At 69.6% G+C, this 25,642-nt stretch carries 24 protein-coding genes; 18 read left to right on the forward strand and 6 right to left on the reverse strand.

The features are described from left to right. Position 1 precedes the first annotated feature (1 nt). Genes ACQUSR_RS29645 through ACQUSR_RS29670 form a run of 6 tightly spaced genes read left to right on the forward strand, consistent with a single transcriptional unit; the run spans position 2 to position 6,031 of the window. Positions 2-640, forward strand: a complete 639-nt coding sequence (locus ACQUSR_RS29645; RefSeq protein ID WP_431045767.1) for a GNAT family N-acetyltransferase — start codon at positions 2-4, stop codon at positions 638-640. A gap of 4 nt (positions 641-644) precedes the next feature. Further along, the gene (locus tag ACQUSR_RS29650; RefSeq protein ID WP_431045769.1) at positions 645-2,333 is read left to right on the forward strand and encodes an aspartate aminotransferase family protein; all 1,689 of its coding nucleotides are present in this window, start codon (positions 645-647) and stop codon (positions 2,331-2,333) included. Further along, entirely contained in the window at positions 2,330-3,859 is a 1,530-nt protein-coding gene (locus tag ACQUSR_RS29655; protein WP_431045771.1) for an AMP-binding protein, read from the forward strand. Before ACQUSR_RS29650 ends, ACQUSR_RS29655 begins: the two co-directional genes overlap by 4 nt. A 5-nt stretch (positions 3,860-3,864) precedes the next feature. Next, the gene (locus ACQUSR_RS29660) at positions 3,865-4,842 is read left to right on the forward strand and encodes an amidohydrolase family protein (RefSeq protein WP_431045773.1); all 978 of its coding nucleotides are present in this window, start codon (positions 3,865-3,867) and stop codon (positions 4,840-4,842) included. Then, positions 4,832-5,080 (forward strand): phosphopantetheine-binding protein, encoded by a 249-nt coding sequence (locus ACQUSR_RS29665; protein ID WP_431045775.1) that lies wholly within the window; start codon positions 4,832-4,834, stop codon positions 5,078-5,080. Before ACQUSR_RS29660 ends, ACQUSR_RS29665 begins: the two co-directional genes overlap by 11 nt. Before the next feature lie 3 nt (positions 5,081-5,083). After that, a complete protein-coding gene (locus ACQUSR_RS29670) occupies positions 5,084-6,031 on the forward strand; it encodes an amidohydrolase family protein (RefSeq protein WP_431045776.1) in 948 nt (315 codons plus the stop codon). Positions 6,032-6,042: 11 nt separating this feature from the next. On the opposite strand, the gene ACQUSR_RS29675 is transcribed toward ACQUSR_RS29670, so the two are convergent. Next, positions 6,043-6,918 carry a phenylalanine 4-monooxygenase gene (locus tag ACQUSR_RS29675; RefSeq protein WP_431045778.1) on the reverse strand — a complete coding sequence of 292 codons (876 nt, stop codon included), beginning with the start codon at positions 6,916-6,918 and terminating at the stop codon, positions 6,043-6,045. 370 nt (positions 6,919-7,288) lie between these two features. Between ACQUSR_RS29675 and ACQUSR_RS29680 the strand changes: the two genes are divergently transcribed. Continuing rightward, the gene (locus tag ACQUSR_RS29680) at positions 7,289-8,365 is read left to right on the forward strand and encodes a cytochrome P450 (protein WP_431045780.1); all 1,077 of its coding nucleotides are present in this window, start codon (positions 7,289-7,291) and stop codon (positions 8,363-8,365) included. After that, positions 8,365-9,126: a serine/threonine protein kinase gene (locus ACQUSR_RS29685; protein WP_431045782.1), complete on the forward strand. Its 762-nt coding sequence runs from the start codon at positions 8,365-8,367 to the stop codon at positions 9,124-9,126. The genes ACQUSR_RS29680 and ACQUSR_RS29685 overlap by 1 nt, the downstream gene beginning before the upstream one ends. Before the next feature lie 73 nt (positions 9,127-9,199). Here ACQUSR_RS29685 and ACQUSR_RS29690 read toward each other — a convergent pair whose 3' ends face one another. Further along, positions 9,200-10,177, reverse strand: coding sequence for an aldo/keto reductase (locus ACQUSR_RS29690; protein WP_431045784.1), 978 nt, complete (start codon positions 10,175-10,177; stop codon positions 9,200-9,202). Between the two features lie 490 nt (positions 10,178-10,667). Between ACQUSR_RS29690 and ACQUSR_RS29695 the strand changes: the two genes are divergently transcribed. From ACQUSR_RS29695 to ACQUSR_RS29725, 7 genes are all read left to right on the forward strand, one after another. After that, the gene (locus tag ACQUSR_RS29695) at positions 10,668-11,141 is read left to right on the forward strand and encodes an ATP-binding protein (protein ID WP_431045786.1); all 474 of its coding nucleotides are present in this window, start codon (positions 10,668-10,670) and stop codon (positions 11,139-11,141) included. A gap of 4 nt (positions 11,142-11,145) precedes the next feature. Further along, positions 11,146-12,132: a sugar-binding transcriptional regulator gene (locus tag ACQUSR_RS29700; RefSeq protein ID WP_431045788.1), complete on the forward strand. Its 987-nt coding sequence runs from the start codon at positions 11,146-11,148 to the stop codon at positions 12,130-12,132. Between the two features lie 296 nt (positions 12,133-12,428). After that, entirely contained in the window at positions 12,429-13,190 is a 762-nt protein-coding gene (locus ACQUSR_RS29705) for a DeoR/GlpR family DNA-binding transcription regulator (protein ID WP_431047923.1), read from the forward strand. Positions 13,191-13,313: 123 nt separating this feature from the next. Further along, entirely contained in the window at positions 13,314-14,687 is a 1,374-nt protein-coding gene (locus tag ACQUSR_RS29710; RefSeq protein WP_431045790.1) for an ABC transporter substrate-binding protein, read from the forward strand. A gap of 75 nt (positions 14,688-14,762) precedes the next feature. Beyond that, entirely contained in the window at positions 14,763-15,722 is a 960-nt protein-coding gene (locus tag ACQUSR_RS29715; RefSeq protein WP_431045792.1) for a carbohydrate ABC transporter permease, read from the forward strand. Beyond that, a complete protein-coding gene (locus ACQUSR_RS29720) occupies positions 15,719-16,597 on the forward strand; it encodes a carbohydrate ABC transporter permease (protein WP_431045794.1) in 879 nt (292 codons plus the stop codon). The genes ACQUSR_RS29715 and ACQUSR_RS29720 overlap by 4 nt, the downstream gene beginning before the upstream one ends. Before the next feature lie 88 nt (positions 16,598-16,685). After that, positions 16,686-17,207 (forward strand): DUF4396 domain-containing protein, encoded by a 522-nt coding sequence (locus tag ACQUSR_RS29725; RefSeq protein ID WP_431045796.1) that lies wholly within the window; start codon positions 16,686-16,688, stop codon positions 17,205-17,207. A gap of 97 nt (positions 17,208-17,304) precedes the next feature. Here the strand turns inward: ACQUSR_RS29725 and ACQUSR_RS29730 are convergent, their stop codons facing one another. Continuing rightward, positions 17,305-18,168: a hypothetical protein gene (locus tag ACQUSR_RS29730; RefSeq protein WP_431045798.1), complete on the reverse strand. Its 864-nt coding sequence runs from the start codon at positions 18,166-18,168 to the stop codon at positions 17,305-17,307. Between the two features lie 183 nt (positions 18,169-18,351). Here ACQUSR_RS29730 and ACQUSR_RS29735 point away from each other — a divergent pair, with 183 nt between their 5' ends. Further along, a complete protein-coding gene (locus tag ACQUSR_RS29735; RefSeq protein WP_431045800.1) occupies positions 18,352-19,824 on the forward strand; it encodes a cytochrome P450 in 1,473 nt (490 codons plus the stop codon). 42 nt (positions 19,825-19,866) lie between these two features. Next, positions 19,867-20,934, forward strand: a complete 1,068-nt coding sequence (locus ACQUSR_RS29740) for a terpene synthase family protein (RefSeq protein WP_431045802.1) — start codon at positions 19,867-19,869, stop codon at positions 20,932-20,934. Between the two features lie 23 nt (positions 20,935-20,957). Here ACQUSR_RS29740 and ACQUSR_RS29745 read toward each other — a convergent pair whose 3' ends face one another. The 3 genes from ACQUSR_RS29745 to ACQUSR_RS29755 all read right to left on the reverse strand — a co-directional run bounded on the left by ACQUSR_RS29745 (position 20,958) and on the right by ACQUSR_RS29755 (position 25,011). Continuing rightward, positions 20,958-22,373 carry an NAD-dependent malic enzyme gene (locus ACQUSR_RS29745; protein ID WP_431045804.1) on the reverse strand — a complete coding sequence of 472 codons (1,416 nt, stop codon included), beginning with the start codon at positions 22,371-22,373 and terminating at the stop codon, positions 20,958-20,960. 57 nt (positions 22,374-22,430) lie between these two features. Next, positions 22,431-23,903, reverse strand: coding sequence for an aspartate ammonia-lyase (gene aspA / locus ACQUSR_RS29750; RefSeq protein WP_431045806.1), 1,473 nt, complete (start codon positions 23,901-23,903; stop codon positions 22,431-22,433). Positions 23,904-23,994: 91 nt separating this feature from the next. Then, complete coding sequence (locus tag ACQUSR_RS29755) at positions 23,995-25,011, reverse strand: asparaginase (RefSeq protein ID WP_431045808.1); 1,017 nt, start codon at positions 25,009-25,011, stop codon at positions 23,995-23,997. Positions 25,012-25,177: 166 nt separating this feature from the next. Between ACQUSR_RS29755 and ACQUSR_RS29760 the strand changes: the two genes are divergently transcribed. Continuing rightward, positions 25,178-25,633, forward strand: a complete 456-nt coding sequence (locus ACQUSR_RS29760; protein ID WP_431045810.1) for an Lrp/AsnC family transcriptional regulator — start codon at positions 25,178-25,180, stop codon at positions 25,631-25,633. Positions 25,634-25,642 lie beyond the last annotated feature (9 nt).

Here is a 25,642-nt window from a genome sequence, read left to right on the forward strand (position 1 = left end):
TGTGGAGTTTCGACTCGCGCGGTCAGCGGCCGACAAGGACGCGGTGCTGCGGCTGCGCGAAGCGGTCTACGTACAGGACCAGGGCCGACTGGCCGACGCCGCGGACACCGCGGCGACGTTCGACAGATTCGACGCGTCCGCCGAGTACATCGTCGCGTACGCGGACGGGGAGCCGGTCGGCACGGTCAAGGTCGTGCCGGACTCGGCCGCGGGCCTGCCCTGCGACGACGTCGTCGACCTGACCGAACTCCGCCCGGGCAACCGGCTGGTGGAGTTCGGCCATCTGATGACCCTCCCCGGCGTGCGGCAGCGGCGCATCGGCGTGGCGCTGATGCGCGAGGGGCTGGTACGCAGCGTACGGGAGCACCGGGCGACGCACATTCTCGGCGACTTCTTCGTTGACGACACCGGCCGGCTGCGGGACTTCTACACGGCGATCGGCTTCGAGCCGGTCGGCGAGCCCTACCCGGACGCCCGGTTCCAGGAAGCGCCGCTCAGCGTGGTCGGGGTGCTCGACATCGCGGACGCCGTGAGCCGGTCCAGGACCGTCGAGGGCGGACGCATCGAGCTGCTGCGGTTCTTCTTCGGGGACTTCGACACGTACGCGGACGGCCTTCGGGAAGCCGCGCGGGGGAGGTGAGCGCATGCGGACACGGCGTCAGACACTGGCGGAGTCCAAGGCCGCCCACAACCACCCGGCCTACTCGAAGATGGCCTTCGTGATGGGCTGCGGGGTGCAGGGACCGGGCCGGGCCGGCCGCGTCACCGACGAGCGGGGCAGGTCCTTCCTTGCCCTGTTCGACCAGTACGGCAACCAGTCGTTCGGCTACTCCCACCCGCGGGTCGTCTCCGCGATCCGCGAACAGCTGGACAGCGAGGTGCTGAACAGCACCAAGATCATGTTCGAGGAGGAGCAGATCCGCCTCACCGAACGGCTGGCCGAGCTCACCGGGAACAGGCTGCCCTACGCCTATCTGGCCAACGGCGGCGGCGAGACCATCGACAACGCCCTGAAACTGGCCCGGGCGGCCACCGGGCGGTCCGCGTTCGTCACCGCGGCCGGCTGCTTCCACGGCAAGACCTTCGCCACGCTCAGCGCGTCCGGCCGACCCGAGCACCGCGCCGCCTTCGGGCCGTTCATGGACCGCTTCCGGCAGGTGCGGTTCGGCGACATCGGGGAACTGGCCCAGGCCGTCGACTCCGACACGGCCGCCGTCCTCCTGGAACCCGTCCAGGCGGAGGCCGGGGTGATCGTGCCGCCCCCGGACTACCTGGCGCGGGTGCGCGAGGTGTGCACGCGCGCCGGCGCCCTGCTGATCCTCGACGAGATGCAGACCGCGTTCGGCAGGTGCGGCACGTTCTTCGCCTACGAGCGGTTCGGCGTCACCCCCGACCTGCTGTGCATCGGCAAGGCGTTCGGCGGCGGCGTGGTGCCGATCTCCGCGGTGCTGGGCACCGAGGCCGTGTGGGGAGCCCTGCGGACCCTGCCCTCCTCCTTCGGCTCCAGCCTGGGCGGCAACCCCCTGTCGTGCCGGGTGGGCCTGGAGTCCATCGCCATCGCCTCGGACGCGTCCTTCCTCGCCGGCGTCGACGAGCGGGCCCGGGTGATCGGCGACCGGCTCGCCGCGGCCGCGGCCGACTTCCCCGACCTGATCGCGGAACACCGGGGCGTGGGCATGATGCACGGCCTGGAGTTCCGGGACGAGGCCCTCGCCGGGCTCGTCCTGGGACGCCTGCTCGCCGAGGGGATCACCTCGACGTACTCGCTCTACAACACCGCGGTGCTCCGCGTGCAACCGCCGATGGTGATCCCGACCGAGGAGCTGGACCACGGACTGGACGTCCTGGCGGCGATCCTGACCGAGGTGAGCGCCGACCGGGAGGCCACCCGGCGGGAGGACGGCGCCGTGCCGCGCCCCCTGGTGCGCACCCTTCGGCTGGGCCGCCGGCCCAAGGTGGTGCTCGACCTGCTGCGGAACACCCCGCACCTCCTCGACCCGTTCGCCGCGCGCCCCGGCGCGCGGGCGACGGCGCCCGTCGACCCGGAGTTCGCGGGCACGCTGGGCGGCGACACCGTCGTCTGGACCGACCGGACCGAGATCCATGACGAGGGCGTGGTGCTGCGCGCCGAGCCGGACTGGCTGTGGGACCGGCTCGAACGCTCGGTCGTGGTGCGGCCGCTGGCGGACGAGGAGACGTCGGTAGTGGAGGTGCGCGTCGACTGGGACACCGGCAGCGGCGCGTACGAGGAGATGCTCGCCGGGAGGATCGGCTTCCTCGCGGCCCAGCGGCTGACCGAACTCGTCACGCGCCTGGAGGAACAGTGGACATGAGGATCGCGGAACTCACCGACCGGTACCGCCGCAACACCTCCGCGGCCGTCGTGGAGATCGACGCCCGGGGCGGCCGCCGCCGTCTGACACACAGTGAGTTGTACGCCCTGGCCCGCTCCCGCGCGGACCAGCTACACGCCGCCGGCGTGGCCGCGGGGCACCTGATCGGCATCCGGGCCGCGGGCGGCCTGGACTGGATCTCCTGGGACCTCGCCGCCGTCATGACCGGCGCCGTGCTGAAGGCGTTCCCGGACGACACGCCCATCGAGGACGCGGAAGAGTTCGTGGCACGGCACGCCCTGGCGCTGCTGATCACCGACCACGCCCCGGCCGGCGCGCTCCCGTACGTCATCGGCCCGGCCGACGTACCGGGCGAGAAGGTCGTGCCGGCGACCGCGAGCCAGGAGGACCCCGGCGACCTGCACAGCCTCGTCTACTCCTCCGGGACGTCGGGACGGCTCAAGGGGCTGCGGGTCAGCGCCAAGGGCACGGAGTACGTCATCAACCGGTTCGTCGAGTCCTTCGCGGTCACCGCCGAGGACCGGCACCTGATCTTCCTGCCGCTGTCGAACTACCAGCAGCGGCTGTCGCTCTACTGCTGCCTGTGGACCGGGGCCGACCTCGTCCTGGCGCCGTTCCAGCGGGTCTTCCCCGCCATCGCCGAGGAGCGGCCGACGTTCCTGATCGGACCGCCGGTGTTCTACGACACGGCGCTCCAGCTCCACCGGAAGACAGGTGGCGGGGCGTCCCTCGGTGACTTCCTGGGCGGCCGCATACGCTTCTCGATCACGGGCATGGCCCCGATCCGGCGCGAGACCCTGGGGGCGTTCGCCGCCGCCGGGGTCCGGCTGCTGGAGGCGTACGGGATGACCGAGTCCGGGATGATCGCCTGGAACACCGAGCAGGACCACCGGATCGGCAGCGTCGGCAAGCTCATCGACCCGCAGGCCGTCACCTTCCTCCCGGACGGGGAACTGATCATCCGCCGGCCCGCCCCGCTGAGCACCGGATACTTCGACACCGGCGGCGACGCGGCGGACGGCACCTACCGCGCCGACGGCTCGATCGTCACGGGCGACTACGGGCGGCTCGACGCGGACGGCTTCCTGACCCTGGTGGGCCGCAAGAAGGACGTCATCGCACTGGGCAGCGGCCGGAAGGTCCACCCGGCCGAGATCGAGGGCTTCTTCGCCGGGGTCGACGGCATCGCGGAGCTGATCGTCGTCCCCACCCCGCAGTCCCAGCGGCTCGGCGCGATCGTCACCCCGTCGGGCCCGGACGCGCCCGAGGCGCGGGAACGCATACGGCAGGGGATCGAGCAGGTCAACCGGTCGCTCGACGCCCACCAGCGGATCGCTTCGGTGGTCTTCTCCGCGCAGCCGCTCCGCGCGGATCCCCGGTTCATGACCGCCAACCTGAAGCTCAGCCGCGGGCGCGCCGCGGACTTCTTCGCCGACGCCGTGGCCGCACCCGGCACGGCACCCGACCACGGGCCGGTCGCCACGCCCCGCGGCCGGCAGGCGTGAGGGCCGTGGACGCGGTGCCCGGCCCGCGGCCGCTGGTGGTGGACGCGCAGGTGAACCTCGCCAGCGAGCTGGCGATCCCGAGCGACTTCATCCGGCACCAGGCGGCCAACGCCCACCACCGGCTGGTCTCCCACGGGCACAAGACACCCTATGCGCGGGTCAGCGACCGGGTGTTCTCCCTCTACCAGGACGACGACGGCGACCGGCTCGTCGCCGAGATGGACGCCGCGGGCGTCGACCAGGCGTTCCTGGTGGCGGCGGACTTCTCCCACGCGACGCGCTGCGCGCTGTCCCCGCCGGAACTCGCCGCGCTGCACGACCGGGTGAACCGGCGCCACCCGGGCCGGTTCAAGGTCTTCTGGGGCGTCGACCCGCGTGCCGGCCAGGACGGCCTCGACCTGTTCGAACGGTGCGTCACCGAGTACGGCTTCGCGGGGCTGAAGCTGTATCCGCTGTGCGGCTACTCGCCCAGCGACCCGCGGCTCTACCCGTACTTCGAGATCTGCGCCCAGCGCCGGATGCCGGTGCTCAGCCACACCGGCCCGGGCTGGGGACCGCTGGACTTCACCTACGGGCCGCCGCTGCTGGTCGACCGGGCGGCGCGGGACTTCCCCGGGGTGGACTTCATCCTCGGACACGGCGGTGTCACGCATGTGGACGAGGCGTCCTACCTGTGCGCGCACCGGCCCAACGTCCATCTGGACATCAGCCAGTTCCATGCCGTGCTCAGCTCGGACGGCTGGCAGGCGCACCTGAACCGGCTCTTCCGGATGGGCATCGAGCACAAGATCCTCTTCGGCACGTGCTGGCCCTCCTTCCGGCTCTCGGCCTCCCTTGCCGGCCTGGTCGGGGCATTCGGACCGGAGTCGGAAGTCTTCACCGGGATCAGGGAGTCGGCCAGGGCGCTGATCATGAGCGGCAACAGCCTTCGCCTGCTGGGCGCGGGAACGACCGGACAGACAGGAGCTGGGGATGAGCGTTGACGTCGAGGCGCTGGAGAAGGACCTGGTCGAGTGGGTCCTCAACTGGAACGAAGGGGAGGGGGAGGGCGATGTCGACGTGGAGACGGACCTGAGCGCGTCCGGCCTGCTGGACTCGATGGCACTGGTGGGACTGGTCACCTACCTGGAGGACCGGACCGACAGCTCCTTCGACTTCGCGAGCTTCGACCCGAGCGAGGGCACGACGATCCGCCGGCTCGTCCGGCACTGCGTGGGCTGAGCGGTGCCGACGCTGTACGACGCCCACTGCCACGTGGCGTCGACCGACTTCATCCCGCGCCGGTTCATGGCGGATGTCGCCCGGAACGTCCAGCGCAGGCTCCAGGCCCGGGGTACCGCGTCCTCGCCGGACCGCGTCCTCGCCGGGTATGCGGCGCAGCACCAGGACCACCAGGCGGACCGGCTGGTGCGGGAGATGGACCTGGCAGGCGTGGACCGCGCCGTGCTCATGGTGCCGGACTTCGGGCTGCGCATGGAGTGCCCGCTCACGCTCGAGGAGATGGCCAGGCGGCACCACGAGATCCGGTCGCGCCACCCGGGCCGGTTCTGGGTCTTCATCGGCGCGGATCCGCGGCGTGGGCCCGAGGGCGTGCGCGCCTTCGAGCGGATGGTCGAGGCCTACCGCCTCGACGGCCTGAAGCTGTACCCGCCCTGCGGCTACTCGCCGTCCGACGACGGGCTCTACCCGTACTACGAGGTGTGTGCCGCGCGTTCGCTGCCGGTGTTCGTCCACACCGGCCCGACGGCGGGGAGCCTGGACTACGCTCCGGCGCATCCGCTGCTGATCGACCGGGCCGCCCGTGACTTCCCCTCGGTGAACTTCGTCCTGGGACACGCGGGTCTCACGCACGTCGACATCGCTGGCTATCTCGCCGCCCACCGGCCCAACGTCTACCTCGACATCGGCGGCTTCGCCAGCACTCCGACGATCCCGGACTGGCGCGCGCACCTGAACCGGCTCTTCCGGCTGGGGCTCAACCACAAGGTCGTGTTCGGTACCGACTGGCCGCTCAGCCGACTGGCGGGTGGGCTGAGCCGTTTGGTGGACGAGATCGTGCACGGTCCGACGGTCTTCGCCGGCGTGCCGCGGCGGGAGCGCGAACTCCTGCTGGGCGGCAATCTGCTGACCGTGCTCGGTGCCCGCGGCGGCTCCGGTTCAGATCGCCTGTGACGTCCGTGCCGTCACGCGGTGGATGCCTGCGCCCGGTCATGGGCGCCGGTGAGGAAGGCGCTGAGGGTGTCCTCGAGATGGCTGAGGGATTCCGCGTAGTAGAGAACGGGCTGGTAGTTCTGGACCTGGTATTTCTGCTGGGCCATGGAGGTGGTGTCGAGCGGGCGGATCTCGGCCTTGTGGAACTGTTCGAGCTCTCCGGGGGAAGACAGGAGACTGGCTCCGCATGCCTTCAACCGGCCGTTTTCCCGGACGAGTCCGTATTCCACGGTGAACCAGAAGACGCGGGATATGGCGTTGACGGGTTCCGGAGTCCGCAGACGCCGGATGGTGTGGCCGATGAGTTCGTACAGGCGCGCCCAGCGCGGGCTGCACAAATGGGTGCCGTGCCCGACGATCTCGTGGATCATGTCGGGTTCGGGGGAGAAGCGCGGAAAGGAGGAGTGCCGGATGTACTGGGTTGCCTGGAAGCGCCGGTCCGCGAGGGACCCGTAGAAGTCGCGCTGCTCAACGAGGCCCGGGGCGGGTTCGAAGGCGAACCCCGTCTCGCGCTGGATGGTGGCGGACGCCTCGCGGAGCTGCGGCAGCCGATGGGTCGGCAGCGCGAGCCGTTCGGACGCCTCGAGGAACTCCTCGCAGGCGTACTGCTGGTGTTTCAGGGCGAATTCCGCGTTGATGAGTCGCCAGATCTCGTGTTCTTCGTCGGTGTAGTCGATGAGCGGGGCGGGCCGCCCGGACCGGTAGTCAAGAGCCGCTCGGGCGATCCGCGCCCGGTGTTCCTGGTAGCGCTGGTCGTGGTATCCGGGATGGTCCGCGGAGAACTCCACGGATATCTTTCCCCGCTCGGTCTTGATGAGCGGGGAGTACACGGTCGCCTGCGCAGCCATCGCTACTCCTGTCCTGGCTTCCAGCCATGTACCGTCGCCGGACTCATACTACGCATCGAATCTCCGTTTGCCATCCTCGAACAATTCAGGTTCGGATTAAGGGCATTTGTATATCGCATTCCCGACCGTAGGGAGACTCGTGATGGAACCCGTGGCACCCGTGACCCCGGCCGTGCCCTTGCCTGAGCCCTCGTCAGATTCTTCCGCCGCGGAGAGCCGCGCTCCGGTATGGCGTGTGGGGGGACCCGGTATCGACCTGGCGGATCCTCACCTCTACACCACCCCCCGCTATCCGGAGATGTGGCGTGAGGCCCGCCGCGTTCATCCCGTGGCCTGGAGCGAGTCCGCTCGGGTGGGTGGTTTCTGGTCGGTGACCACCTATGAGGAGGGACGCCAGGTCGTCACGCGGCCGGCCGTGTTCACCTCGACGTCCGGGATGCGCCTGGGAAGTGATCCGGCCGGCGTGGGGGCCGCTTCGGGAAGGATGCTGGTGGTCTCGGACGGGGAGGACCACCGGGCGTTGCGCGCGGGGCACGCCTCCTGGTTCACCGGCAGAGCCGTCGCGGCGCTCGGCCCGCTTCTCCGGCAGCGGCTGGAGGAGCGCCTCGACGCGCTCCTGACCTGCGGTGAACCCTTCGACGCGGTCGCCGAACTGGCCGCGCCCCTACCCACCTGGGTGCTCTTCCACATGCTGGGCGTCGACGGCCGGGACGGGGCGGCGCTGGCGGAGATGACCGCGCGGGCGTTCGACGACACCGATGACACCCCTGCCGCGGCGGCTGCCCGGACCGAGGCGCACACGGAGATCTTCGGGTACTTCGCCGACCTGCTCGACGAGCGTCGGGAGTGCCCGGGGGAGGACATAGTGTCCTCGCTGGCGGAGGCGCGTGTCGGTGGCAGGGCGTTCTCGGACGACGAGATCATCCTCAACTGCGACGGCCTCATGAATGGAGGTCTGGAGACCACCCCGCACGCCATCGCCGGTGCCCTGCTGGCCTTCGCCCGGCACCCCCTGGAGTGGCGGCGGTTGAAGCAGGACCACGACCTGCTGGACACGGCCGTCGAGGAGATCCTGAGGTGGACCTCTCCGCCCACCCACACGATGCGCACCGCCACACAGGACACCGAGTTGGGCGGAGCCGGGATCCGCCGGGGCGACCGGGTCGTGGTGTGGTTCCCCTCGTGCAACCGCGACGAGGCGGTCTTCCCGCGGGCCGACAGCTTCCTCGTGGACCGGCATCCCAACCCGCACCTGAGCTTCGGAGCCGGGCCGCACTATTGCATCGGCTCCGCCCTGGCCCGTGTCGAGGTGCGCTGCCTGCTGGAACTCCTGCTGTGCCGTGTCCGCCGCGTGGAGGTGGTCGGCGAGCCCGGCCGGCGACCGTCGAACTTCCTCCACGGCCTGGAACGCCTGCGAGTGCGCCTGATACCGGAGGCCGGAGCATAGTGGGCGGCCTGCTCATCGAACCGACCGGCATGCCGGGGCCCTCCCCGGGACCGTTCGAGGTGCGGTGCGACCAGGAGGTCACCTTCGGCAGGGGCGCCGCCGATGGAGCGGGAGTCGACGGCGAGCCGGTGGACATCCCTCTCGAAGACCCGGCGGCCGAGCCGTTGGCCGGCCGGATCCGGGCCACGGCGGACTACTGGCTCATCACCAACCTCAGCCGGGTCTCCAGCTACGTGGTGGACAACGACGACGACCGCGGGGAGTACGTGCGGGTGCCGCCCGGCCGGGTCAACATGCCCATCCCCTTCACCCACGCCCGAGTGACCCTTCCCTCGCTCAGCGGGAGGCCGTCGCTGACCGTCACCGCGCCCCGGCCCGCCTACGTCGACATCTACACCGCGCCGCCGCCGCTGCCGGTGGATCAGGCGATGGACGCCTTCGCGCTGGACGAGGCGGCGAAGTACTTCCTGGTACTCGTCGCCCTGTGCGAGCCGAGGCTGCGCGACGCCTCGACACCGGCGATCCCCAACACGCCCGAGATCGTCCGGCGGCTGAGCGGCGTCGGCTCGTGGGGCGGCATCACCCGGGCCGCGGTCAACTTCCACATCGAGTACCTGGCCCGCCACAAGCTACGGGTCCGCGACAAACAGGCCCCTGGAACCGGGGAGCGGGTCAACTGGCAACGGGAGGCGGTGGTGGCGACCGCGTTGCGGTTCGGCCTGGTCCGCAAGGAGCACCTGGACCTCCTGGACCCGCCGTGAGACGGCCCTCGCCCCGAGCGGCCGGGCGCGGCGGGGGCCGACCCGCGCGCCCCGCCGTCCCTACCGCGGCCGCTCACCAGGCGTACGCCTCGGGCGCCGCGCCTCCGGGGCCGGGGAAGAGCGCGTCGAGTTCGGCGAGCTGCTGGTCGCCCAGCTTCAGTCGCGGTGCCCGCAGCGCTTCCTCGAACTGCGCCGGCGTGCGCGGTCCGACGATCACGGAGGTCACTCCGGTCTGGTGGAGGAGCCAGGCGAGTGCCACCCGGGCGGGTTCCTCGCCCAGGTCGGCGCACCACTTCTCGTACGCGGCGATGCGATCACGGTGCCGGTCCAGCAGCCTGCGGGTCTTCGGCTCCGTGCTGCGGCCGGTCTGCTCCGCCTCCCGCCGCAGGACGCCGGAGAGCAGTCCGCCCTGGAGCGGGCTGTAGGGCAGGAAGCCGATTCCGTACTCCCGGCAGGCGGGGAGCACCTCCAGCTCCACGGTGCGTTCCAGCAGGTTGTAGACGGACTGTTCGCTGACCAGGCCCACGATGTCGCGCCGGAGCGCGCGTTCCTGCGCGCGGGTGATGTGCCAGGCGGCGTGGTTGGAGGTGCCCACGTACAACACCTTGCCCTGGGCGACGAGGAGTTCGAGGGCCTGCCAGATCTCCTCCCACGGGGTGGTCCGGTCGACGTGGTGGAGTTGGAGCAGGTCGACGTGGTCGGTGCGCAGCCGCCGTAGCGAGTCCTCGCAGGCCTGCCGGATGTGCAGGGCGGAGAGCCTGTTGGTGTTGGCCTTCCTGCCCATCGGCCCGTACAGCTTCGTCGCGAGCACGATCTGCTCGCGACGGGCGGGATCGTGGTCGAGCCATCTGCCGATGATCTGCTCGGTGATGCCCTCGCCGGGCTTCCAGCCGTAGATGTTGGCGGTGTCGAAGAGGTTGACGCCCGCGTCCAGGGCCCGGCTCATGATCTGGTGGGCTTCGGGCTCAGGGGTCAGCGGCCCGAAGTTCATGGTGCCCAGTCCCAGTCGGCTCACGGTGACGCCCGCGCGCCCGAGGTTGTTGTACTTCACCGGCACTCCCGTTTCCCACGGTCTCACCGTGACGAATTGACGGTTGGCATGTGGAGGTACGTGTGTGGAGCGGGGGAGCAGTGCACGAACGGTAGTCGAGGCTACTGCAGTACCGCCCCCCTCACCAGGCGCCCCACCTGACCGGCTGCCCTCGCCCTGATATGCGTCCTGTCCTCCCTTTACTACGTGCTGTCACCAGAAACGGCTCCAAAATGCTCATCTGAGCATTACGCGCTCATTTTTTGAAAAAGTTCGCCGGAAAGGCCCTCGGGCTATTGACATGGGCTGATGGCGATCTTTAATGGAAGCAGAACTACACATATGAGATGTAATTGCTCAATTGAGCAAAAGCGCAGTGCATACGCGTCCAGAACTTCAGTCGCCCACGACAGGAAATGGCTCTCGGATCCCCGCACTGCAGCAGATCCGGGGGGATCCCTCCTTGAGGCCGCGGCGGCCTCAAGGGCCGATCGCTTGAAGGGCCGACGAAATGGATGCTCTGGCCGAACGCCCCACCCGCGCTGATACCGAGGTCGCCTCCGTGCGGCTCGAACTCCAGGCGGTCCTGTCGGCAGCCCGGCAGGCGCGCGTCTTCACCGAAGAGTCCCTGCGCCTGTGGGGCGAGGACGAGGAGCTCATCGAAGCGGCGGTGCTGGTCGTCTGCGAGCTGGCCACGAACGCCGTCTGTCATGGCGCTCGCCCGCTGCCGGTCGGGCGCGAGCGCGGGCGGGGCTCGACGATCACCCTCAGGCTGATGCTGCGAACCGACGCGCTTCACATCGAGGTGCGCGACGGCTCCGCGGTGCTGCCCGTCCCGCGCGCGGCCGGACGCGACGACGACCACGGACGCGGGCTGATGATCATCTCGGCGCTCGCCGAATCCTGGACATCCGGCCGGGACCCCGGCGGCGGAAAATGGGTCCGGGCCTCCCTTGCCCGCATGGCCGGCGCCCTCGTGAGGTGACGTGATGGTGGGAGCTCAGCAAAGACCACGGGCCGGAGCCCGCCCGCACCACGCGGGCCCCGAGGAGCTGGTGCAGACCGCTGCCATGGCCCGGATGTTCTATCTCGAGGGCAAGTCCAAGATCGAGATCGCGGAGAAGTTCGGTATCAGCCGCTTCAAGGTGGCCCGGACGCTCGAGACCGCCATCCGCGACGGCCTGATCCGGCTCGAGATCCGCCTGCCCGCCGAGCTGGACGCCGAACGCTCCGACGCCCTGCGCACCCGGTACGGCCTGAGCCACGCCATCGTGTTCCACTCGCAGGCACACGACCCGGGCGGCGCGGCGCTGGTCACCCGCCGCCTCGGCGCGGTCGCGGCGGACCTGCTCGCCGAGATCGTCACCGAGGGCGATGTCCTCGGGCTCATCTGGGGCCCGGAGATCGAGGCGCTCAGCCCCGAGCTGACGAAGCTGCCCCGGTGCACCGTGGTGCAACTGTGCGGCGTCACCCCGCTGCGGCCGGTGGACGCCAACGCCGTGGAGGCCGTGCGCCGGGCCGCCGCGGTCTCCAGAGGCGTCGCCTACCCCATCTACGCACCGCACCTGCTTCCTGACGGCGCGACAGCCCGCATGCTGCGCCGGCAGCCGGGCATCGTCGAAGCCGTCAGCCGGTTCGGCCAGGTGACCAAGGCGGTCATCACCGTCGGTGCCTGGGGGCCGGGCCTGTCCACCGTCTACGACGCGCTCAGCGAGGCGGAGCGTGAGGACTACCGGCGCCAGGGAGCATGCGCCGAGGTCTCCGGCCGGCTGCTCGACGCCGAGGGGCGGATCGTCGCCGAGGAACTGAGCGAACGGATCATCGCCATCAGCTTCGAGGAGCTGCGCCGCGTGCCCGACGTGATCCTCCTGGCCGACGGCGCCCAGCGGACCACCGCCACCGCGGCAGCCCTGAAGACCGGCGTGTTCAACGGCATCGTCACGGACTCGGCCGTCGCCGAGTACCTCCTCGCATGAGCCCGCGAGCCACCGCCGGCCGACCGGACGCGCGACGCGGAAACGGGCACCCGGGCGCGCCCGACCGGTCCGTACCAAGCCCGCAGAATCTGGCCGTCCCCCTCTCTGACCTGCGTGAACGCCGTCCGTCGGGTCGGGCGTAAACGGGCGGAATCCATGACGGAACGGAGGCTTCCAGGGGCACCAGGCAAAGGTATAAATCTCAGGCAGCCCCAAACGGGCATACGACGCCTCGGACATACGACGCCCTCGGCACACGGCGTCCCGAACGGAGAACCAGGGAGGTGCTGGACACGATGAAGGCCAAAGAGCGACAGCACCGGATCCTGGCTCTCGCACGGCAGCGGGGCGGTGTCGAAGTCGCGGCCGCCGCGGCCGACTTCCGCGTGGCACCGGAGACCATCCGCAGGGATCTGAGCGAGCTCGAGCGGCGCGGCCTGGTCCGTCGCACACACGGCGGTGCCTACCCGGTGGAGAGCGCCGGCTTTGAGACCAACCTGGCCCAGCGCGAGGCCAACCACGTGGAGAGCAAACGCCGTATCGCAGCCGTCACCACGGGCCTGCTCGGCGAGGCGGAGACCGTCTTCATCGACGAGGGCTACACCCAGCAGCTCATCGCCGCCGAGCTGCCCACCGGCCGGCCCCTGACGGTGGTGACCGCATCGCTGCCCACCGCCGCGGCGATCGCGGAGTCATCCCAGGCGACCGTTCTCCTCCTCGGCGGCAGAGTCCGCGGCCGCACCCTGGCCACCGTCGGATCCTGGGCCACCCAGATGCTGTCCTCCTTCGTCATCGACCTGGCGATCCTGGGCGCCAACGGCATCTCCCGCGACTTCGGCCTGACGACCCCCGACCCGGTGGTCGCCGATGTCAAGGCGCAGGCCCTGCGCTCTTCCCGGCGCCGAATACTGGTCGGGATCCACACCAAGTTCGGCGCGAAGAGCTTCTGCCGATTCGGCGAGATCGGCGACTTCGACACGATCGTCACCGACACGGGGCTGTCAGCCGCGGAAGCGGGCCGCTACTCCCTCCTCGGACCAGACGTCATCCGCACCTGAAGACCCTCCCCGCAAGCCCCCTCGGCCTCGGCGTGGAACGCCGCAGGCTCATGCCGCCATACCCGCTGACACCCGCAGCCGCGTCCAACTCCCCTGAATTCCCGCTCGAAAAGAGACATTTCCATGAACGCAAGATCCATGAGGCCCGGGCGGCGTACCACCGCCTCACTCGCCGCGCTTCTCACCGCCACCTCCTCCCTGCTGCTCGCCGGCTGCGCCGGAGCGGGAGGCCAGGACGGGGGAGCCAAGTCGGTGAACGTACTGATGGTGAACAACCCTCAGATGCTCGACCTGCAGAAGCTGACGAACAAGTACTTCACCAAGAAGACCGGCATCAAGGTCAACTACACCGTTCTGCCGGAGAACGACGTACGCGACAAGATCAGCCAGGAGTTCACCAGCCAGGCCGGCACGTACGACGTGGCGTCGATCAGCAACTTCGAGGCACCTATTTACGGAAAGAACGGCTGGCTGGCCCCGTTGAACGACACCGTCGCCAAAGACGGGTCCTTCCGCCAGACCGACATCCTCCCCTCGATCCAGGAGGGGCTGATGGGGGAGGACGGCAAGCTCTACGCCGAGCCCTTCTACGGCGAGTCGTCGTTCCTGATGTATCGCAAGGACGTGTTCAAGGCCGCCGGGCTGACCATGCCGGAGCACCCGACCTGGAAGCAGGTCGCCGACCTGGCGGCCAAGGCGGACGGTGCCAGACCGGGCATGAAGGGCATCTGCCTGCGCGGCATGCCCGGGTGGGGTGAGGTCTTCGCCCCGCTGACCACAGTGGTCAACACCTACGGCGGCACCTGGTTCACCAAGGACTGGAAAGCGCAGGTGAACGGCCGGGGCTTCACCGAGGCGACGAAGCTGTACGTCGACCTGGTCCGCGAACACGGTGAGCCCGGTGCCGCACAGGCCGGGTTCGCCGAGTGCCTGGCCAGCTTCCAGCAGGGCAAGACCGCCATGTGGTACGACGCCACCTCGGCCGCCGGACTGCTGGAGAGCAAGGACTCGGCCGTCTCCGGCAAGGTCGGCTACGTCGCGGCTCCGGTGAACAAGACCAAGAGCTCCGGGTGGCTGTACTCATGGGCCTGGGGCATCCAGAAGGCGAGCAAGCGCCAGGACTCCGCCGCGCAGTTCGTCGCGTGGGCGTCGAGCAGGGAGTACGAGGAACTCGTCGGGGCCAAGCTCGGCTGGGCGAGGGTGCCGGCCGGCAAGCGCGCCTCGACCTACGCCAACCCCGACTACCAGAAGACGGCGGCCTCCTTCTACATGGCCACCCAGAACGCCATCGCGACCGCCGACCCGAGGAACCCCGGGCTGCAGCCGCGCCCGACCGTCGGCGTCCAGTTCGTGGACATCCCGGAGTTCCCGGATCTGGGCACCAAGGTCTCCCAGTACATCGCCTCGGCCATCGCGGGCCGCACCTCGGTGACCTCGGCCCTGGACAAGGGACAGGAGCTCGCGGAGGACGTGGCCGCGAAGTACCGGAAGGACTGACGCGTCGCCCAAGAGGCCCGCTGCTGCCGGCGGTTGGGGCGGGGGCGCCGACCCGACCGGGGAAACACCGATGAAATGAGTATCACGCACATGCAAAAGGCAAGACTTCTCGCCACGGGCGCGGCCGCGCCGGCACGGCGATTGCGTTCACGCCAGGCCTGGGCCAGACGCGGACCCCTGCTGCCGGCTCTGGTGTTCATGGTGATCGTCACCCAGCTGCCGTTCGTCGCCACGCTGGTGATCTCCTTCATGGACTGGAACGCGCTGCGGCCGGGCGAGCGCGGGTTCACGGGGTTCGGAAACTACACACAGCTGTTCAGCGACCCGGAACTGCGCTCCTCGGTGTTCACCACGGTCTGGCTCACCGCGGGCGTCGTACTGGTCAGCCTCGTGCTGGGCCTGGGAGCGGCGCTGCTGCTCGACCGGAAGTTCCGCGGTCGCGGGCTCGTGCGCACGATGTTGATCGCGCCGTTCCTGGTCGTGCCCGTCGCGGCCGCACTGCTGTGGAAGCACGCGCTCTACAACCCGGAGTACGGACTGCTCAACGGCGCGCTGACCTGGATCTGGTCCCTGTTCGGCTCCGACAGCCCGCCGCAACCGGACTGGATCACCCAGGCCCCGCTGACCGCCGTCACGGCCTCCCTGATCTGGCAGTGGACCCCGTTCATGATGCTGATCCTGCTCGCGGGCCTGCAAAGCCGTCCCCTCGACGTGGTCGAGGCCGCCCGGGTGGACGGCGCGGGCGCGTGGCAGATCTTCCGCTACCTGACCCTGCCGCACCTGCGCAGGTACATCGAGTTGGCCGTGCTGCTCGGATCCATCTACATCGTGCAGAACTTCGACGCGGTCTTCACCATCACCTCCGGCGGCCTGGACACCGCCAACCTGCCCTACACCATCTACCAGAGCTTCTACCAGGCGCATGACTACGGCAGAGCGTCCGCGGCCGGCGTCATCGTCGTCCTCGGCACCATCGTCGTCGCCACGCTCGCACTGCGCCTGGTCTCGACACTCCTGCGGGAGGAGCAGTCATGAGCACAGCCACGGCACCAGCACGATCGCACCGACGGCCGGGAGGCGGACCGCTGCGGCGTCACGCGGGCGCCCTTTTGGGTCTGGCCGCCTGGGCCACGGGCCTGTTCTTCTTCCTGCCGGTGGCATGGATGGTCCTGACCTCCTTCCACAGCGAGCCCGACGCCGCGACGAATCCCCCCGCGATCACCGCCCATCTGACCCTCGACGGTTACCGCGAGTTCTTCGGGACCTCCACCGGCACCAGCCCGTGGCCGGCGCTGGCCAACTCCGCCACAGCGGCCGTCGCCTCCACCGCGCTCGTCCTCGCGCTGGCGATCCCGGCGGCGTACGCCCTGTCGATCAAACCGGTGCGCAAATGGTCTGACGTGCTGTTCTTCTTCCTGTCCACGAAGATGCTGCCGGCCGTCGCGGGCCTGCTCCCGATCTACCTCGCCGCCAAGAACATCGGACTGCTGGACAACATCTGGCTGATGACCGTCCTCTACACCGCGATGAACCTGCCGATCGCCGTGTGGATGATGCGCTCGTTCCTCGCCGAGATCCCCGTGTCGATCCTCGAAGCGGCCGCCATCGACGGCGCCGGGTTGCTCACCGTCTTCCGCAAGATCATCACCCCGATCGCCGCACCCGGCATCGCGGCCACCTCTCTCATCTGCTTCATCTTCAGCTGGAACGAGATGCTCTTCGCCCGGGTGCTCACCGGCATCCGCTCCACCACCGCCCCGGTCTTCCTGACCGGCTTCGTCACCAGCCAGGGACTCTTCCTGGCCCAGGTGTGCGCCGCGGCCGTCGCCGTGTCGCTGCCGGTGCTCATCGCGGGATTCGCCGCTCAGGACAGGCTCGTCCAGGGCCTGTCACTCGGAGCGGTCAAATGAAGACCGTTGCCCCATACCCCTAGGGGGTATACATTGGGTGGTGTCGGGCGGAACCGTCGGCACACCAAGCAGGGGGAATGAGGACGTCATGGAACACCGCGGCCACCGCCCCGCCGAGCACGCCACGCACCCTGAGCATGGCCACGCCGCTCACCACCACGTGGCGGGGGGAGGCGTCCCCTCCTGGCGGACCGCCGCGCAGGCGACGCTGCACTGCCTCACCGGCTGCGCCATCGGCGAGGTCATGGGCATGGTCATCGGCACCGCCCTCGCCCTCTCGGCCGGCGCGACCGTGGCCCTCGCCGTGGTCTTGGCCTTCGTCTTCGGCTACGCGCTGACCATGCGCGGCGTCCTCAAGGCCGGACTGCCCGTCCGGCAGGCCCTGAAGGTGGCGCTCGCCGCCGACACCGTCTCCATCCTCGTCATGGAGGTCATCGACAACGCCGTCATGGTCGCCGTTCCCGGCGCCATGGACGCGGGCCTGGCGAGTTTCCTGTTCTGGGGCGCGCTCGCGTTCGCCCTGGTCATCGCGTTCCTTCTGACCGTGCCCGTCAACCGCTGGCTGATCGCCCGCGGCAAGGGACATGCGGTCGTCCACGCCCACCACTGACGACGGGCGGAGCCCCGGCAATGAAAGGTCGCCCCGGCCGCGCCCGCCGTCTGTCGGGCGTCGGGCGCGGGCCGGGGCGATCGCTGAGCGAAGGGGCTCAGCTGTCCGTGGACCGGACGGTGTTCATGATCTTCTCGATCTCGGCGGCGGTCAGCGCGTTCGGCACGCCCTGGTCCGCGTAGATCACCCAGCCGTGCATGGTGCCGTCGGGGAGCTTCTGCGCGATGCTGTGCACGACGGCCGTCGCCGGGACGCACTTGCTCGGCCGGTTGGTGACGGTGACCGTGGCGGTCGCGGTGTAGCCGTCGATGCCGCCCCGCTTCCACGGCTTGGCCTGGCTGACCTTGATCTTGGGCTTGTGGTCCTCGCCGCCGAACGCCGCGAATCCCCAGTTGCCCGCCCAGTTACGGGCGTTTTCCTGGAGGGTGCCGTCCTTGCCGCCGCCGGTGGTGCCGACCGTGGCGAGCTGTCCCTTGCCCGCCTCGCCGAACGTCTTGGGGTTCGGGGTGGAGGCGCAACCGCCCTCGCGGTAGTTGGAGACGCCGGTCATGACGACGATCGGCTTGCCGGCCTTGTCCGTGTACGAGAGGGAAATGTCCTGGTCGAAGACCTTCCACTTCTCGGACTTGGCGGGCACGTCGTAGCGGAAGTGGTGGTCCTGCCGGGCCTGCGTCTGCCATCCGGCGACCAGCGGCTGGTCGCCGGAGGGGTTCGCCGGGGCAGAGGAGTCGGCCGTGCCGGGGGAGGAGGGCTGGGGCGAGCCGGCCGACGTCGGAGCCTTCGACTCCGCGGCGGGGGTGGCCTTGTCGGCGGCCCCGTCGGAGTCGTCGTTGCACCCGCTCAGGGCGAGGGTCATGGCGACACCGACGGCCGCGACCAGAGCCTGCTTGCTCCGGCGGGACGGGATCGGTGCGGAGTGCTGGTGGTGAGAGTCTTGCTGGGCGTTCTTTGACCGAGACATGCCCGACACCCTATGTGAGCTGCACCTCTGCACGCCCAACGGGGGGTGCCCGGCTCCTCCGCCGCCAGCCGGCCGCCCGACCGCCTGAGCCCTCCCACCTCCCGTGCTGGAGGTGGGCCCAGCCCCCGGGAACGGGCTCTTCCAGCCGGGCGGCCCGGCCTGATCAGAGCCCGCGCCCGGCGCATGGGAAACAGAGTGCTCACGCGCTCAATTCCTGCCAAGCAGTCGCACCGTTCCCTCCTGCTTTGGCTCCAAGTACGCTGGAAACGTTCGCTCGTTGAGGCAGCTCGTGGCAGATTGCAGCGGACCCAGGAGGTAGTCATTCCTCGGTACATTCCTGTCGCAAAAGGGAAGTTCCCCTTCCTTGGACATCTGCCGTCCCTGGCGACACGGCGTCTGGCGTTCCTGGAACGCGTGCGCGAGCAGGGAGACATCGTAGAGATCTTCCTGGGCCGTACCCCGGCCTATGTGATCAACGATCCGCGACTCGCCCGAGAAGCTCTCGGTGACAACGGGACCGTCTACGCCAAGGGGCGGTTCTTCGAGAATCTGCGCCCCCTGCTCGGCAATGGCCTCGGGACCTCCGACGGGCCGTTCCATCTCAGGCAGCGGCGCATGGTGCAACCGGCGTTCCACCACGCGAGGCCCGGGTACGACGTCGCGACGTTGCTCGCCGTCATCGAATCGCGCATCGCTCCCTGGCGCTCCGGCGACATGCTGGACATCGCGAAGGAGATGGATCAGTTGAGCGTGGCGCTGACCATCAAGACACTGTTCTCGTCTGACGCGGCATTCGGTGACGTGCGCGCCGTACAGCAGGCCATCGCCGATTTCATGAACGGCGTGGGAATCAGGACGGTGTTGCCCAGCAGCGCGCTGCACCGACTGCCGATCCCGATGAATCGCCGATTCGATACGGCACGGAAGGTGCTGGACAACGCCCTGACGACAGTGATCGATCTGTACCGATCCGGCGGATGCCGACAGGACGACATCCTTTCCATGCTCATGGATGCCCGCGACCCGGACGGGGTGCCCATGTCCGACCAGGAGCTGTGGGACGAAGCGATGTCGATGCTGGTCGCGGGCAGTGACACGACCGGCCATGTTCTGGGGTGGATTTTCCACGAGTTGGGCCGCAACCCGGAGATCGAGCGGCAGCTGCACGACGAGCTCGACCGAGTCCTGTGCGGGACCCGGCCGACCAAGGACACCGTGCGTCAGCTCGTGTACACGGGACAGATCGTCAACGAGGCGTTGCGCGTGCACAATCCGGGCTGGATTCTCATGCGCCGGACCACAGAAGCCGTTGACCTCGGCAGGGCCTCGATTCCCGCCGGCACCGAGCTGCTGATCAGCCTTACGTCCCTGCATCGCGACCCGCGCGTCTATCCCGACCCCATGCGCTTTGATCCCGACCGATGGTTGCCCGGCCGGCTGAAGGACATGCCACGCACCTCCTTCATGCCGTTCGGCGCGGGCTCACATCAATGCGTGGGCGAGCAGCTCGCCAGGATCTCCATGGTCCTGGTGCTCGCCACCGTCTGCTCGCGGATGCGGCTGCGCCCCGTCGCCGGCCATCGGGTACGGGAAGTGGCCCGGGGGACCATGTCAGCCGACTCCATACCCATGACGATCACGGCTGGGAGAGGCTGAGCCACAGTGACCACGAATGCGCCGCGGTCCCCTTTCACCGAAGTGCCGCCGTTCTACTGCCCGTTTCCCTATGCGGTCTCTCCCGAGGCGGCTGAGGTGGATCGCCGAACAGTCCAGTGGATGGACGACCTCGGGCTCTTTCAGACGAGTACCCAGCGCGACTATCTCGCCACGCAGAAGGTCGGCTACTTCGCTTCTCTGACCATGCCCCACGGATCCGGCGAGGGCCTCCAGATCGCCAGTGACCAGCTGTTCTGGCTGTTCACGTTCGATGACATGTACTGCGACGAACGGACGGCGAGCCTCTCGCTCGACGAACTGGTCCAGCTCCTGGGGAGGCTCGCCCGAATCGTCGAGGCACCGGCCGCGGACATGCTGCCGGGGAATCCATGGGCCGAGGGGCTGCGGGACATCCGCGAGCGGCTTGCCGGATATGGGACTCCTTCGCAGGTGGCGCGCTGGGCGGAGGAGCTCCGTAAGTATCTCTTCGGGCTGATCTGGGAAGCGGCCAATCGCTCCGCGGGCCGCATTCCCACCGTGAACGACTACACCGCGATGTGGCTCAACGTCACCGCCACCGGGCCCAGCCTGATGTTCATCGACATCAGTTCCGGGTACGAGGTGCCGGCCGCGGACATGGTCAGGCCGCGGGTACGCGCCCTGACGGAGATGGCCAACATGCTGGTGGGCTGGGACAACGACATCATCTCCTTCAACAAGGAGGTGTTCCGCAAAGTTCGTTACGGTTACGCCGAACTCCAGAACATCGTCACTGTTCTCGCTCACCACGAGGCGTCGACCACCGAAGAGGCACTGGCGTCCGCGATGGCCATGCGGGACCGGCTCATGTGCCGGTTCCTTCACCTCAGCGACAGGGTTCGGCAAGAAGTGCGCCCCGAGACGGCCCGATATATCCATGGCCTTGGTGAATGGGTTCGCGGTTACCTCGAGTGGAGCATGATCACGGATCGCTACGGAGACCCTCGCAACCCGGGCGACCCCGTGCGGACGGACCGGGTTCCCCTGCCGCGCGCGTGGAAGGACACCCCGTCCGACAGGAGCCGCGCTCCTCTCCCGGTGACCTCCATAGCGTGGTGGTGGAACGTCTGACGCCCTCCGAGTCGCGGCCGGATTCACCGCGTCTGATCGAGCGCCAGCGCAGACCGCTTCACCGCCGATGCCACGGCGTCCGCCACCTTGTCGTTGAAGACGCTGGGGATGATGTAGTTGGCGTTGAGTTCCTCGTCGTGGACGACGTCGGCCAGCGCTCCGGCGGCGGCGAGCATCATGCCGGTGTCGACGGTGCGGGACTGGGCGTCGAGCAGGCCGCGGAAGACGCCGGGGAAGACCAGCACGTTGTTGATCTGGTTGGGGAAGTCCGAGCGGCCGGTGGCGACCACGGCGGCGGTCTGGCGGGCGATCGCCGGGTCCACCTCGGGGTCGGGGTTGGCCAGCGCGAAGACGATCGCGTCGTCCGCCATCGCGGCCACGTCCTGACCGCCCAGCACGTTGGGCGCCGAGACACCGATGAACACATCAGCGCCGCGCACGGCCTCCTTCAGGGTGCCGGTGACACCCTCGGGATTGGTGTTGTCGGCGATCCAGCGCAGCGGGGAGTCCGGGTCGGCGTCGACCAGGTCGGTGCGGCCGGCGTGCACCACGCCGTGGATGTCGGCGACCACCGCGTGACTGACCCCGGCGGCGATCAGGAGCTTGAGGATGGCGGTGCCGGCCGCGCCCGCCCCGGACATCACCACCCGCACATCGCCGATCTTCTTACCCACCACGCGCAGCGCGTTGGTCAGGGCGGCGAGCACCACGATGGCGGTGCCGTGCTGGTCGTCGTGGAAGACCGGGATGTCCAGCGCCTCACGCAGCCTCGCCTCGATCTCGAAGCAGCGGGGCGCGGAGATGTCCTCCAGGTTGATGCCCGCGAACCCCGGCGCGATGGCCTTGACGATGGCGACGATCTCGTCGGAGTCCTGGGTGTCCAGACACAGCGGCCAGGCGTCGATGCCCGCGAAGCGCTTGAACAGCGCGGCCTTGCCCTCCATCACCGGCAGCGCGGCCATGGGGCCGATGTTCCCCAGACCCAGCACCGCGGAGCCGTCGGTGACGACCGCGACACTGTTGCGCTTGATCGTCAGCCGGCGGGCGTCCTCGGGGTTCTCCGCGATCGCCTGGCAGACCCGGGCCACACCGGGGGTGTAGACCATGGACAGGTCATCACGGTTGCGGATCGGATGCTTGGACGACATCTCGATCTTGCCGCCGAGGTGCATCAGGAACGTACGGTCGGAGACCTTGCCCAGCGTGACGCCCTCGATGCCGCGCAGCTTCTCGACGATCTCGTCGGCGTGCGCGGTGGAGGTCGCGGCGATCGTGACGTCGATACGGAGCTTCTCGTGGCCGGAGGCGGTCACGTCCAGGCCGGTGACCGAACCACCCGAGGACTCCACCGCGGTGGTCAGCTGGCTCACGGCCGTGCCGCTCGCCGGAACCTCAAGCCGAACGGTCATCGAGTAGGAGACGCTGGGCGCCGTTGCCATCGGGGTGCTTCTTCCTTCTTTTTCTGGTGGTGGTGCGGGATCGGGTCGGTCGGGGGATCAGGGCGCGGCGGTCGCGGTGGCCTGGGCGTGCGGGTGGGCGAGGTGGTCCGGGTGGAGGATCTCCTGGAGCTGCTCGGGGGTGAGCAGGCCCTTGGCCAAGACGAGGTCGTGTACTGAGGCGCCGGTGGTCAGCGCCTCCTGGGCGACGGCGGTGGCCTGTTCGTAGCCGATGTGCGGGTTGAGCGCGGTGGCCAGCCCGATGGACTGCCCGACGAGGCGGGCCAGGTGCTCGCGGTTGGCGGTGATACCGCTGACGCATCGTTCGGCGAGGGTCAGGCACCCGGCGCGCAGATGCGTCAGGCTCTTGAGCAGGCTGTGCGCGATGACCGGTTCGAAGGCGTTGAGCTGGAGCTGGCCGGACTCGGCGGCGAAGGTGACGGTCACGTCGTTGCCGATCACCTCGAAGGCGATCTGGTTGACCACCTCGGGGATCACCGGGTTCACCTTGCCCGGCATGATGCTCGACCCCGCCTGCACGGGCGGCAGGTTGATCTCGGCGAGACCGGCGCGCGGGCCGCACGAGAGCAGGCGCAGGTCGTTGCAGGTCTTGGAGAGCTTGACGGCGATCCGCTTGAGCACGCCGGAGAGCTGCACGAACGCGCCCATGTCCTGGGTGGCCTCGACGAGGTCACCGGCGACGGTGAGCGGGATGCCGGTGATCGCGCTCAGGTGGCCGCAGGCCGTCTCGGCGTACCGCGGGTGGGCGTTGAGGCCGGTGCCGATCGCGGTGCCGCCGAGGTTGATCTCGCGCAGCAGCGCGCACGCCTCGTCCAGGCGTGCCCGGTCCTCGGCCAGCATCACCGCGTAGGCCCTGAACTCCTGGCCGAGCGTCATGGGCACCGCGTCCTGAAGCTGCGTGCGGCCCATCTTCAGGACGTCCGCGAACTCCCCGGCCTTCGCCGCGAAGGCCACGCGCAGCACCTCCATGGCCTCCAGCAGGCGGCCGGCGGCGAGTTGCAGGGAGAGGCTGACGGCGGTCGGGTAGACATCGTTGGTGCTCTGACCGGCGTTGACGTCCTCCAGCGGGTGGAGGTGGTGGTACTCGCCCTTGCCGTGGCCGAGCAGTTCCAGCGCCCGGTTGGCGACGACCTCGTTGGCGTTGAGGTTGGTGGAGGTGCCGGCGCCGCCCTGGATGACGTCCACGACGAACTGGTCGTGGAACCGCCCGGCGCGGATCTCCTCGCAGGCGCGCACGATGGCGTCCGCCTTGCGCTCGTCCAGCAGCCCCAGGTCGCGGTTGGCCTGGGCGGCGGCCTGCTTGACGGAGGCCAGGGCGATGACGAGGTCGGGGTAGGCGGAGATGGGGGTGCCGGTGATGGGGAAGTTCTCCACGGCCCGCAGGGTGTGGACGCCGTAGTACGCGGCAGCGGGGACCTCCCTGTCGCCGAGGAGGTCGTGCTCGGTCCGTACGCGCGGGTGGTCGTGAGGCGAGGCGGGGGCGAGGGCGGGGCCGGGGACGGATGCCGACATGGAGGGGTCCGATCAGATGAGGGAGAGCGTGGTGGAAGGCGAGGGCCGAGAGGGGCAGGAGCGTCAGGCGGGCGCGCGGGGAGGAGGGGCGTCAGGCGGCCGCGCCCGGCGAGGCGGCCGCGGTGGCCGTGGCGCTGCCGAGGGTGTGGCGCAGCGCACGGGCGCGTTCGGCCGGGTCGGTGGAGGCGAGGGCCGCGGAGAGCACGGCGATCCGTGCCTGGCCGGCGCGCAGGGTGCCGGTCAGTACGGCTCCGGCGGCCGCGAGGTCCACCGCTCCCCCGTGGGTGTAGATCTCCGCGACCGGCCCGCTGGACACGCGCGTGGTCACGGCGACGAGGACGCCACGGGAGACCGCCGCCCCGACGGCGGCGCTGATCTCGGGGGTGGCGTTGCCCGCTCCCGTCGCGACCAGGACGATGCCCTGGGCGCCGGCCCCGACGGCGGCGTCGAACAGCAGCGGGTCCGCGTCGCAGTGGTGCATGACGACGTCGACCCGGGGCAGCGGCTCGACGGCCGGCGGCAGGGGCAGCGGCGTGGGGCGCTCGGGCCGCCGGTGGACGAGGACTCCGCCGGCCGTCACGTCCGCGACCCGGCTGCCGGAGGGGTCGGCGAACGCGTCGGCGGCCAGCGTCCGCACCTTCACCGTGCCGCGCGCGGCATGCACCTGCCCGTCGAAGACCACCAGTACGCCGAGGTCGCGCACCCCGGCCGCCGTCAGCAGCGCGTCGTGGAGGTTGCGCGGACCGTCGCCGTCCGGTGCTTCGAGCGGGCGCTGGGCGCCGGTGAAGACCACCGGCCGGGGGTCGTCGTGATGGAGGTCGAGCAGGAACGCGGACTCCTCCAGTGTGTCCGTGCCGTGCGTGACGACGATGCCGTCGACGGTGGGATCGGCCAGCACCTCGCGCACGGTGCGCAGGAGCGCCAGCTGGTGTGCGGTGGTGATCCGGGCGCTGTTCACGCTCATCAGGTCGACGACCCGCACGGTCACGCCCTCGGGCACGGCGGCCGTGGCCAGGACGTCCCCGCCCCGGGCCTCGGCGGCGAATCCGGACCCCTGCCAGCGGCTGGCGATCGTCCCGCCGGTGCTGATGACGACGACCTGTCCCACGTCTGCTCGCTCCTCTTCCCGCTTCTTCCGGGTGATCACTGCTGGGCGTGGCCCCGTACGCCAGTTCGTCGGCGGTCGGGCCGGTGGCAACAATAGGACGAATCGCGCGCAATCGGATCGCTAAATCAGGCGCGACCCGGCCGAAGGTGTGGTGGATAATTGCGCAGTGGATCAGATTGACAGGAATATCTTGCGTGAGCTTCAGAGTGATGGCCGGCTGACCATCCAGGAGCTGGCCCAGCGGGTCGGCCTCACGCCCTCGCCCTGCATGCGCCGCGTCCGCCAGCTCGAACAGGACGGCGTCATCCAGGGCTACCGGGCGGTCATCAACCCCGAGGCCGTCGGGCGGAGCTTCGAGGTCCTCGTCTCCGTCGAGGTCAGACGCGACCGGGAGGCGGTCGAGGCCTTCGAGGCGGCGCTCCAGGACATCCCCGACGTCATCGAGGCGTACCGCCTCTTCGGCAGCCCCGGCTGCCTGCTGCGTATCGCCGTCACCGACATCACCGCCTACGAGCGGCTGTGGATCGAGCGCCTCACCACGCTGTCCGGCGTCACCGAGGTGAACTCGCAGATCGTCATGAAACGGATCAAGGAGCCGCGAGGGCTGCCGGTCGACGGCTGAGGGACGACG

Source organism: Streptomyces sp. P1-3, from assembly GCF_050613155.1.
Lineage (GTDB): Bacteria > Actinomycetota > Actinomycetes > Streptomycetales > Streptomycetaceae > Streptomyces.